This window comes from Lyngbya aestuarii BL J, assembly GCF_000478195.2.
In the GTDB taxonomy this organism is placed as follows: domain Bacteria; phylum Cyanobacteriota; class Cyanobacteriia; order Cyanobacteriales; family Microcoleaceae; genus Capilliphycus; species Capilliphycus aestuarii.
In genome coordinates this window covers 29,253-41,379 of sequence record NZ_AUZM01000042.1, presented here as the reverse complement: position 1 = coordinate 41,379, position 12,127 = coordinate 29,253, and the positions used below count along the sequence as shown (strand labels likewise).

General features: G+C 39.8%; 7 protein-coding genes. 4 read left to right on the top strand and 3 right to left on the bottom strand.

The window, feature by feature from the left end; genetic code table 11:
* Positions 1 to 8: 8 nt before the first annotated feature.
* Positions 9 to 335: a hypothetical protein gene (locus M595_RS17350; RefSeq protein WP_023067673.1), complete on the bottom strand. Its 327-nt coding sequence runs from the start codon at positions 333 to 335 to the stop codon at positions 9 to 11.
* Between the two features lie 282 nt (positions 336 to 617).
* On the opposite strand from M595_RS17350, the gene M595_RS17345 reads away from it, so the two are divergent.
* Positions 618 to 1,031 (top strand): hypothetical protein, encoded by a 414-nt coding sequence (locus M595_RS17345; protein WP_023067659.1) that lies wholly within the window; start codon positions 618 to 620, stop codon positions 1,029 to 1,031.
* A gap of 180 nt (positions 1,032 to 1,211) precedes the next feature.
* Here the strand turns inward: M595_RS17345 and M595_RS17340 are convergent, their stop codons facing one another.
* Positions 1,212 to 3,161 (bottom strand): heavy metal translocating P-type ATPase, encoded by a 1,950-nt coding sequence (locus tag M595_RS17340; protein WP_023067646.1) that lies wholly within the window; start codon positions 3,159 to 3,161, stop codon positions 1,212 to 1,214.
* A 361-nt stretch (positions 3,162 to 3,522) separates the two neighbouring features.
* On the opposite strand from M595_RS17340, the gene M595_RS17335 reads away from it, so the two are divergent.
* The 3 genes from M595_RS17335 (at position 3,523) to M595_RS17325 (ending at position 7,413) form a co-directional block, all read left to right on the top strand.
* The gene (locus M595_RS17335; RefSeq protein WP_040484275.1) at positions 3,523 to 4,800 is read left to right on the top strand and encodes a hypothetical protein; all 1,278 of its coding nucleotides are present in this window, start codon (positions 3,523 to 3,525) and stop codon (positions 4,798 to 4,800) included.
* A gap of 204 nt (positions 4,801 to 5,004) precedes the next feature.
* On the top strand, positions 5,005 to 5,595 hold the full coding sequence (locus M595_RS17330) for a TIGR04376 family protein (protein ID WP_023067631.1): 591 nt from the start codon (positions 5,005 to 5,007) through the stop codon (positions 5,593 to 5,595).
* Positions 5,596 to 5,778: 183 nt separating this feature from the next.
* The gene (locus M595_RS17325; RefSeq protein WP_023067651.1) at positions 5,779 to 7,413 is read left to right on the top strand and encodes an alpha-D-glucose phosphate-specific phosphoglucomutase; all 1,635 of its coding nucleotides are present in this window, start codon (positions 5,779 to 5,781) and stop codon (positions 7,411 to 7,413) included.
* Between the two features lie 142 nt (positions 7,414 to 7,555).
* Here the strand turns inward: M595_RS17325 and M595_RS17320 are convergent, their stop codons facing one another.
* Complete coding sequence (locus tag M595_RS17320) at positions 7,556 to 12,022, bottom strand: PAS domain S-box protein (RefSeq protein WP_023067640.1); 4,467 nt, start codon at positions 12,020 to 12,022, stop codon at positions 7,556 to 7,558.
* Positions 12,023 to 12,127: the final 105 nt, after the last annotated feature.

Here is a 12,127-nt window from a genome sequence, read left to right as displayed (position 1 = left end):
CGCAATTTCTATTTCGAGAATTTGGATGATTTAAAGATTTGGTATCCTATGTACACGATTACACCGACAACTGCAAGACTGATCGCCAAAGAAATTAATTCAGCCAGGGTTCGCAGTAGGGTTAACCCCATTGCCAAACCCACGACAACAATGGCGGCTTGTCCGAGTTTGGGGAGTTCTTTAAACCAGACCAGAAATTGATTATAGAGGGTTTTGACCGTTGATCTGAAATCAGACGGAGATGATTTTTGACTCACGGGTTGAGGTTGCTTGAGTTCGGCTTCTAGCTCCTCTAATCTGCGCTTTACGTGATTATCGTCTTGTTGGTAACTCATAGGATTGTGTTTGATTTAGTTTTAGAGTTCAAGTTCAAAGTGTAAATTTTGGATTGACGGACAAGCTAAATTGGGATCAGTAACGAATGATCTCAGTGGGTTACAGTGATCAGGGGTTCACTTGAAAATTTTAGGAGATTTAAGCACAGACTGTTAAAACAGAAAGTTAAAAAAATCGCTCTTTTTAACCTTTGTCATACCTAACGCGCGCAAACTTACCTGCTGAACATTCCTACTGCCTGTATTTTACTAAAGGCGTTGTTGCTATTGAGAGGAGAAGACATGAAGTTACGTTATTTTGCCATTGTCGCACTGACTGTCGCTATTAATCTCGGATCTACTCATCTCGCCCTTGCAGATCAACAAAGCCTTTCTCCGGGGGCTAATATCACGGCGGCGGGAACTTCCGGTGGAGAAAGCAATAGCGGAGATTGTGGTTTTGTTGCCGCTACTCCCAATCATATCATTGATATTGCTGAAGATTTGCCCTATGTCGTCATCAAGGTACAAACTTCCGGAGCTCCGACGTTGTTGATTGAAGGGCCGGCTGGGCGCTATTGTGTGTTACCAGAAGGAGGGGGTGGAAATTTACAATTTTCGGGGTATGCTCCTTCTGGCACTTATAACATTTATGTTGGCGATCGCGAACAGGGTCAGCATTCCTACAATTTATCTATTTTAGGTCGAGCCAACTAACTCTAGAAATACCAAGTCAATTCTACATCTGGGTACGTTTTCTAATTCAATCAAGAATATAGAGAAGTCATCAAGTTTTAGGGGGTGAGAATGACTTCAGGTTTAAACTTTCACTGTTCGCAGGACGTTCAGAAACTGATCTTGAGAGTATTTTGGGGAAATCAGGCTGATTTTATCCGGTTAATTTTCGGGGGAAGTTCTCAACACTCGGCTAGCATTTAAAATTGCTAATAATGCTACACCCACATCAGCAAAAACCGCCTCCCATAATGTCGCTATTCCGACTATCCCTAATAAAATAAATATCCCTTTTACCCCCAACGCAAAGAAAATATTCTGCCAAACAATTTTGTGAGTTTTTTTGCCAATTTTGATCGCTTCTGCCACTTTAGAAGGTGCATCGGTCATAATCACAATATCAGCCGTTTCTATGGCTGCATCTGAACCTAATCCGCCCATTGCTATCCCTACATCTGCCCTGGCAATTACCGGAGCATCGTTAATCCCATCCCCGACAAAAGCAACTTTATTTTTGTCTCCTGTTTGGTGGAGAATTTGTTCAAAAGAGTCTACTTTATCTTCGGGTAAAAGTTCAGCTAAATAGTGGTCTAAACCTAATTTTTCAGCCACAGTCTGAGCAACTGTTTTATTGTCTCCTGTGAGCATTATTGTTTGTTCAATGCCGATTTGTTTTATGTTGAAAATTGCCTGGGCTGCGTCTTCTTTGAGTTGGTCTGCAATGATAATATAACCTGCATACTGACCCTCAACAGCCAGATAAACGACCGTTCCACCGACATCACAAGTATCATGGTTAATATTTTCTCGATGCAAAAGGCGATCATTTCCCGCTAAAATAACCTGATTTTTCACTTTTGCTTTAATTCCATGACCTGCAATTTCTTCATAGTCACTCACGATTTTATCGTCTATTTCTTGACCATAGGCTTCTCGAATTGATTGGGCAATCGGATGATGAGAATGAGATTCGGTATGAGCGGCTAACATGAGTAATTCCGTTTCAGTGTAGCTGTTTTTAGGAACAATTTCACTGACTTTAAATACGCCTTTTGTTAACGTTCCTGTTTTATCAAATACAACCGTTTTTACCGCAGTTAAGGTATCTAAAAAAGTCGCTCCTTTGACCAAAATCCCATTTTTAGCAGCCCCTCCAATTCCCCCAAAATAACCAAGCGGAATACTAATCACTAATCCACAAGGACAAGAAATGACTAATAAAATTAAAGCCCGATAAACCCATTGTTCAGAGGTTGCACCGGGAATAAACAGAGGCGGTAATAGGGCAACAGCAAGGGAAAGAAATACAACAACCGGGGGATAATATTGAGCAAATCGAGTAATAAATTTCTCTGTTTTAGCTTTTTTGCTGCTAGCATTTTCAACTAAATTGAGAATTTTAGCAATGGAAGATTCACCAAAGTTTTTACTAACTTTTAGCGTTAAAACTCCGGTTGTATTGATCATTCCGGCTAATACCGTTTCTCCAACTTTTACCGTTCGGGGTACGGGTTCTCCGGTTAAAGCTGAAGTATCAACTTGAGAATTGCCTTCAATAATCTCCCCATCTAAAGGAATTTTTTCACCGGGTTTAACCAGAATAATATCCCCAACGTTAACGGTTTCTGGAGAAACTTGTTGAATAGAATCATTAACTTTGAGGTTGGCAGTATCTGGACGAATTTCTAATAGAGATTGAATCGAACGACGAGAACGACTAACTGCTAAATCTTGAAATAATTCTCCCACTTGATAAAATAACATTACGCCTACCGCTTCGGGGAGTTGGTGAATGGCAATTGCACCCAATGTCGCAATCGTCATTAGGAAGTTTTCATCGAATATTCGACCTCGTAAAATGTTTCTTCCGGCGTTACTGAGAACCGTCCAACCACTAAAAAGATAAGCGGGAATAAAAACAAGATATTCACCGATAGAGTAAGGAGTAGCGTGAAGTTGTTCTTGAAAAATTAACCCAATTCCCAAGAGAAAAACAACACCTAAAATTGGCAAAAGCTCTGTTTTGAGGTCAAACGATGCAGACGGACTCGAGTTCTGTTCGGGACTGTGATTACAACTACAGCACCCTTGAGATTTTGACTGAGTATTCATTGACAATTTTCCTCCAAGTTAAATACATGAACAGTCTTTCATAAGTATTAGCAAAAAAACGTATTTTTGACAACTATCCTCAAAGATAAAAACTATTTTTTGATAATTGTAATCATTGTCTTAAAACAAACTAAAGTTGTCCGAAAAACAGTGAATCGATGAATTCAACTCTAATCTGGAAGTGTTGGAGGTTGACCCGTCAGGTGAGACTTAGGGACAAACCCAATCTTTAAATTATGTGAAATCAGCCCGGTTTAGGGATTTCGTAGTAGAATAAACAGCAACTCATTTATAATTTTGATCAACCGAGTTAAACGAGCGTGAGGGGGAGTGCAGAGTGATGCCTCAAGAAACAAAAACGATGAATCAGACCAAGCCCGCACTGTCAGACGAACAACTTCTCAAAGATCCAGCATCCGTCGAGATCTATGCTGATCAACTGATGGACGATATCTTTGAGGATGTCGAACGAGTGATCGACGGTGGCACGAAACTGCCGAAAGATCCGGTAGAACCGGAGTTCATCTCCCTCAAATCAATCAAAGTTCCTCAAATTATTCTGCCGCCCGTGGTACGTCGGGATGGGGTTGGGGAAGATGGGGCGATTGATACCGATGTCAAACTGCGAGACGCCAGCGCCGGAAAAGACCAATCTTTTGATCGGATTTTACTGGGAACAGCTTTTGCATCTTTGCTCGTAACGTTATCGCTGTGGGTAGCCACTCGCGGAGGCTTTAGTCGTTTATTCGCGGCAGCACCGGTGGCGGTTCCAGCAGACAAACCGTTAACCGCCAAAACCCAAGCCGATATAAAATTTGGGAACTATATTGAACGTTCCCTCGCCACGATAGAACAGGATATCCCCCAAACCATTCCTCTGTTACCGCCCTTTCCCGGTACGCCTCCGGTTGAAAACTTAGAGTCTATTCCGGTTCCCAGCACAGTTCCCAATTCCAACACCAGTCCTTTGGGGTCTGAAACCAACAACTTGATCGCCGCAATTAACCGAATGGCAGATTCCATTCAAGACGCTTCTGATCGCACGGCTAGGCTGTCAAACCAAGTGATGCAGACGCTACAACAGCAAGCCCAACAGCAAGCCCAACAACCCCAACCCCAAGCCCAAATCAGCACTCCCACTCCAGGTGGACAAACTTCGGGGACAGTTTCTACACCCGCCACTCAAACGGCTCAAACCCAAGAACCCGCACCCCAACCCGCACCCCAAGCCACTCAACAGGCGGAAGCTGAACCGCAATCTCAACCGGAACCGCAACGGCAACCCGCAACGGCTTCTGTGTCTATCCCGACTCCCGCAACAGCCCCCGCACCCGAACCCGCACCCGAACCCGCTTCTGAACCTGCATCTGCACCTGCACCTGCGGCTGAAGAACAACCCAGTGAAGCCGCCGCCGCAACCACAAACCCAACTCAGGGATCAATTCATACATTAGTCGGAATTTTGGAACTGGGCGATCGCTCGGCAGCTTTGTTTGAAGTCAACGGCGTCGCCCGTCGGGTGTATGTCGGAGAAAGTATTGCCGCCAGTGGGTGGACGTTGGTAGAAGTCGTTAACCAAGAAGCGGTAATTCGTCGCAATGGGGAAGTGATGACAATCTACGTCGGACAGCAGTTTTAATTGAACTTGACGATCGAATATAATCAACAATGAAGGGTTATACGATTTATCCCCCCGGCTATATCCTTCGGATAGGCTTCGCCAACGCCACCCCCCTTTCAAAGGGGGGCAGGGGGGATTAATTAGATGCAGCTTCATAAAGAATTGGTATAATCTCGTTTTATTTTTAAGTTGAAGTTTGAATTAAATTATTGAATTAAATTTATGGGTTTATTTGACGATTTCAGTCGATTTTTAGAAACACGATTAGAGGAATTTTTACGAGCAAATCCTCATCTAGAATTGCAAGCTTTAGAAGAACAACTTCGCGAACAACAAGAAGATACATTACGTTTAATTGCCGATCTTCAACGTCAGGAAAAAAGTTTACAAGACGAAATTCTTAAAATAGCTCAAGATATTCAACGTTGGCATGAACGAGTTGGCAAAGCCGAAGCCGCTAACCGTCAAGATCTCGCCCAAGCTGCTAAAGAACGAGAAGCGGTATTATTGCGTCAGGGAAATCAACGCTGGGGACAGATGCAGGGCGTCAAACAGCGCATCGAACAATCTAAAGAACTTTATCAACAAATTAAACAACGTCGCCAGGAAGTCAGCACCAAAGCCGCAGAAGCCGCTAAAGCACGTGCCGAAGCTAAAACCACTCAACAGCAACAAAAATGGGAAACAAAAGCATGGAATCAGACGCCTAATTATAACAGTTTTAGTGCCGCAGCAGACCCGTTAGAACAAGAATTTAAACGTTGGGAAACCGAAGACGAATTAGAACAGTTGAAACGCAACATGAAACAATAAACTATGAATTATGAAAAAGGTACTTCTGACTTCTGACTTCTAACTTCTGACTTCTATAATCTAGGGCCATTGCCGACAAATATCTCGCATTGCTGTTGCCTATCCCTCCCCAGATAGAAAAGTTGAAGAAAAGGCGATCATTGCCGATACAATGTGGGCAGAAGTTCCTGCTATAAGATTGGTATGAATATACGCACGGTTTCAACTCAACCCTTTTCTGATCAAAAGCCTGGAACCTCTGGGCTACGCAAATCGGTTCCTGATTTTCAAAAACCCCATTATCTAGAAAACTTTATTCAATCTATCTTCGACACCCAAGAAAGCCTCGAAGGTCAAACCCTGGTCGTTGGGGGAGATGGTCGCTACTACAACCGCCAAGCCATTCAAATTATTCTCAAAATGGCAGCCGCGAACGGTGTTGGACAAGTGTTGGTCGGCTGCGGGGGTATCCTCTCGACTCCGGCTGCATCCTGTATTATCCGCAAAAATAACGCCTTGGGCGGGATTATTCTCTCGGCGAGTCACAACCCAGGTGGCCCTAATGGAGATTTTGGCGTTAAATTTAATACCAGCAATGGGGGGCCAGCACCGGAAAAAGTCACCGAGGCTATTTATGAACGCACTAAAGTAATTGACGCTTATAAAATCTTAGAAGCGGCTGATATTAACTTAGAAAGTCCGGGCAGTTTTAAACTCGGTAGCATGGCGGTTGAAGTCATGGATTCTGTGGTTCCTTACAGGTCATTAATGGAGTCTTTATTTGATTTTGATCAAATTCGTCAAATGCTGACTTCTGGTAATTTTAAGATGTGTATGGACTCGCTCCATGCTGTTACCGGGCCGTATGCTAAAGCGATTTTTGAGAAACGTTTGGGTGCGCCAGAAGGAACAGTTCAAAACGGAGAACCTTTAGAAGATTTTGGCGGCGGACATCCCGATCCAAACTTAGTTTATGCCCATGATTTAGTTGAAGTTTTGTTTGGTAAAAATGCACCAGATTTTGGTGCGGCATCTGATGGTGATGGCGATCGCAATATGATTTTAGGTCGCAACTTTTTTGTCACTCCCAGTGATAGTATTGCGGTATTAACGGCTAATGCTCATTTAGTTCCGGGTTACAAAAACGGTTTAGCCGGGGTTGCCCGTTCAATGCCGACTTCTCAAGCTGTTGATCGCGTCGCGGCAAAATTAGGAATTGATTGTTATGAAACCCCTACAGGTTGGAAGTTTTTCGGCAATTTACTTGATGCGGGAAAAGCCACACTTTGCGGCGAAGAAAGTTTCGGAACGGGTTCAAATCATATCCGCGAAAAAGATGGTTTGTGGGCGGTTTTGTTTTGGTTGAATATTCTCGCTGTGCGCGGAGAATCGGTTGAGGATATTGTTAAAGAACACTGGAAAACCTACGGCCAAAATTATTATTCTCGCCATGACTACGAAGAAGTCGAAACTGATCCGGCGAATAAATTAATGGAAGGTTTGCGTTCCGGTTTGGGCAGTATGAAAGGTAAAAAGTTCGGACGCTATGAAGTCGAATACGCCGATGATTTTAGTTATACTGATCCGATTGACAATAGTGTTGCCAAAAATCAAGGGGTTCGTATTGGGTTTACTGATGGTTCTCGGATTGTTTTCCGCCTGTCTGGAACAGGAACAAAAGGGGCAACATTACGGGTGTATTTAGAAAGTTATGAATCGGATGCCAGTAAACATGGTTTAGATCCTCAAGACGCTTTAGGAGATTTGATTTCAATTGCCGATGAAATTGCTCAAATTAAGGCGATTACTGGCCGTCAAGAACCCACTGTGATTACCTAAATTTTGGGATTTTTAGAACTTTAATGATAACTTCCCCCTTGCCTGATAAAATCAAAGGTTAGGGGGTAAAATCAAATCGTTAATTGACTCTGAAGATTCATGATTCAGATTAGATAAACTAAAATTTATCACCAATTAATCTTTATTTTTCGATAAAACTTTTGATAAATTTTTGTAACTTTTCAATCTCAAAATCATCAGACATTTTTTGAACAGCATTTGCAAAACCCGCAAACTTTTTATCTTGATTTTTAAGTTTTTTAGCCTCTTGAGAAATTTGTATAATACGACCTCTTTTGAGTAATTCATAAAAAGTATTCAGTTGTTCTTGTGCAGGTGGAACAATGGCAATTTCAGTTTCTTTAGACTCTAATTGTTCATCTTTTTTATAAATCCATTTTAGTTTTAAATATTTTTTGATCTGTTCTAGTAACTCGTCTGCTTGTATCGGTTTAGGTAAAAAATCATTACAACCTGCTTCTAGACTTTGCTGTTGATACTCTGAAGAAATTGAAGCAGATGTGGCAATAATAATAACATTTTTTAAAGGAGAATGTGGTTTTTCTTGATGTAAACGTAACTTTTTAGTCAGTTCCCAACCATTCATTTTAGGCATAACTAAATCTGTAAAAATTAGGTCTGGATTAAAGATATTGGCTTGTTTTAAACCTTCTCGACCATTCGATGCTTCAATAATGTGAAAATCCAATGGTTTTAGTAAGTTCACAAAGATAGAACGATTTTTTTCACGATCATCAACAATCAAAATCTTTCGTCGTTTTCCTTGATAACCCTGAATTTCTTTAAAATCAGAAACAGTCGTTTTGGAAACCGAAGTCGAAGTCAGTACATCCAACGTAAAGGAGAAAATACTACCTTGATTTAAACAACTTTCTACCTCAATTTCACTTTCCATAAGCTGAAGAATTTTTTGAGTAATTGCTAACCCTAATCCAGTTCCTTCGCCTCGCTTAGAAGCTTCTCCAACCTGTTCAAAAGGTAAGAAAATTTTCTCTAATTGTTCAGGTTCTATCCCAACTCCAGTATCTTCTACTTGAAATTTGAGAGTACAATTTTTCTGTTTATTTTCTAAAACAGAGTTGGGATCGGGTTCAGAATGATCATTCAAAACTTCAACTTTTAACGTGACTGAACCCTGATCTGTAAATTTAATAGCATTACTCAGAAGATTTAATAACACCTGACACAATCTTTTGGAGTCTAAGTGAATAGAACTCGGTAGATTTGAACTCGGACTATAGATAAAATTCAAGCCTTTTTGTTGGGCTTTAGTTTGAGACATCTGAACTAAGATATTTAGAAAATTAGGTAAGTTTATTTCTTCAGTATAAAGATCCATTTTACGGGCTTCAATTTTTGATAAATCTAAAATATCATTGATTAGCATTAAGAGATGAGAACCACACTGATATATAACTTCCAGATTTTTTTTATCCGGAGCAGTCACGCTTGTTGAACTTTGTAGAACTTGGGTATATCCTAAAATTCCATTTAATGGAGTTCTCAATTCATGGCTAATATTGGCTAGAAATTCACTCTTAGCCCGACTTGCTGCTTCGGCTAATTCTTTGGCAACTTGCAATTCATTGGTGCGCTGTTCAACCCGCAATTCTAGTTCTAGATTGGCTTTTCGTAAAGCCATTTCTGCCTGTTTTTGTTCAGTAATATCACGAGTAACTGTTGCTAAACATAGGGGTTCTTGTGTTTCGTGATCGCGGACTAAAAATACATTATAATCAACGGGAATTCCTACATTTTTTTGAAGATTTTTAAAGCAAAATTCACCTCGCCACATCCCTTTTTCCATAACCTGAGGTAAAATTGTTTCACGCAAATATCGTTGATCTTCGGGAAACAGATGATCCTCAATTTTTACTAAAACTCTATCTACATCCAGACCAATTAATTGACAGCCTGCTTGGTTGAGATAAATGGCTTTTCCTTCTAGAGAAGCAATACCAATAAAGTCACGGCTATTTTCAATTAAAGCTTCAAATTTTTGAAGTTTGACTTCGGTTTTCTTGCGTTCACTAATATCAAAAGCAGTACCAATAATTCGATAAATTTTATGAGTTTGATCAAAAATTGGATTGAGAGTAACAATCCAAGAAATGACTTGATCTTCTTGTATTTTTCGGGAGGTTTCAAAGGTGATTGATGCTTCTGTTTCTAAACATTGAGTGAATTGATCGCAGATAATTTTACCTTCAACTTCACCTAAAATATCCTGTGGAGTTTTACCCACGTTTGAGATACTTTCCAAGCCGATAATCCCTTCTGCGGCTAAATTCCAACCTGCATAGTAAAATTGATTATCCTCTGAGACATCAATGACAATAATAGGATATTCAACCCCTTCATAAATACTGCTTAAAAACTGTTCTCGCTGGCTGAGTTTATCTTGATATTTTAGAAGTTGTTGAGTTCGTTGCTGAACTCGTTTTTCCAAGTCATTATTAAGCTGTTTTAAAGCTTTTTCAGCTTGTTTACGATTGCTGATATCGGTACAAACAACCGTCACAATAAAACAATCATTTTCCGCATCGAGTCGAGCAAAAAAACTTTCACAAATCCAGCGGATGGTACCATTTTTGTGAATAAAACGATATTCTATTTTTCCTTTACAACCATCATAAAGCTGTCTAAATAAAGGGTTAATTTGAGTTTCTATATCCTCATAAAAAATTCGCGATCGCCAAAAATTAGCAGGATTAGTTAGTTCTTGAGAAGTATATCCAAAAACAATTTCACTACCCGTAGAACAGTAGTCATATTCTGAACTTAAATCAGGATAAAGTCGATAACTCGCTATCGTAGCCGTGGCATTATTGAGAATATCATTGAGTTTAGTTTCTGACTTGTGTAATGCCTGTTTAAGCTGCTTTCTTTGAGTAATATCAGTGGCAACTAAAATCACCGCTGTAACCTGTTCATTTTGACAAATAGGAGCCAAACAAACATCATAGTTTGCTTCCCCATCAACCCCAACTCCTGTGACTTCAATTCTCACTACTTCTGCTGATTGAAAAACTTGCTCTATAGCAGCTTTTTGAACTTTTTTACTCTCTGAATTTACAAACTCGTTGATATTAAAACCAATCACATCTTCATAAGAAAAGTTAGGTAATAAACGATTAATAAAAACAATTTTTCCTTCTCGATTTAGCTTGACAATAAAATCTGGAATATTATCTAAAACTGAGCGTAAATTTTCCTCAGACTGTCTTAAAGCTGCTTCTGTTTGTCGAATTGTTGTTAGATCAGAAATAATCCCTTGATAGCTTTTTACCTGATTTGCTTCATCTCGAATAATATGAACGGTATCTCGCAAATAACGAACTTCCCCACTGGGTTGTATAATGCGATAATTCATTTCTAGTCGATCTTGTATAGAAGTAATTTTCAATAAAGCTTGACTCACATTATCTCGATCTTCTGGGTGAATACAACTCAGTAAACTCTGTGGATAGTGAGTTCCGAAAAATTGACGAGAATATCCAAAAATAGACTCAATTGCTGCATTATAATAAAGGGGTTGTAAATTTCTGTCAATTAGATAAATTCCGTCGCTCATATTTTCGGAGAGAGAACGATATCGACTCTCTGAAAATTGTAATGCTATTTCAATTTTTTTTCGATCAGTAATATCCGTAACTGTCCCGACAAATCCGATAATTTCCCCCGCTAAATTGTGTTCAGGAACAGCTTGCGCCAAGACCCAAAAAATTTGACCTTCAGAGTGTAAATAGCGACATTCAACCTGATATTCTGGAGATTGATTTTGTTGCCATCCTTGGGTAAAACTATTCCATTCTTCTTGCATCCAATTTTGATCGTCAGGATGCAAAGAAATTGCCCAACCTTCTCCTAAAATTTGATCGATAGATAATCCAGTGAGTTGAGCCGTTTTTTCATTAGCATAGATACAATTTCCAAAAATATCTGTGCGAAATATACCAACGGGACTCACGTCTAATATTTGATTTTGACAAGGGTTTTCAAGCGGTTGACAGTGCTGAACTTCTTGCTGTAACACTTGAGCATTTTTGATAGAAATTTCAGCTTGTTCTTTTAAAAGTTGTAGCGTGTATAGGTAATTATCATTAACATTTTCTGAGACGGGATAATTTTCTAAATACAAAATTCCTAGAAGTTGCTCCTCATTCAGTAAAGGAACACACCAAATCGATAGCGGTTGCTGCTTTAACAAATAAGGATCGTGATCTGTTGAGATCAGTTCACCTGAAAGAATGAGAGGTTCTAAACTTTTAAAAACCCTTTTAATAATGCTCAGAGGAACTTCAGTTTGTTCCAAGTTTTCTGCTTCTAGAGAAAGTGAAACCAACTCACAGGATTGACTGGCTATACATCTAGCTTTCAGAACTAAACTATCAGCTTCCTGTAAAATCAGCATTACTTTTTCTGCACCGGAATATTCCAACAATACATTCATCAGAGTAGAAAACAAGTCAGGATAGTGAATTTTTGCTGAAATGGTTTGAATGGCGCGAAAAATTGCTTTCCACTCCAAACCTTCCGAAACGGAATAAGTATGAGCTGCTTGAGTTTGAGGAGAATATTGATCCATGGGTTCATCCTTCTCGTTTTAATTGCGATCATGGTGTTGAAAGCGATCAGATCATCACATCCAACACAATCTCTTTTCTTAAAATAACCCGAAACGTTTTTTTAG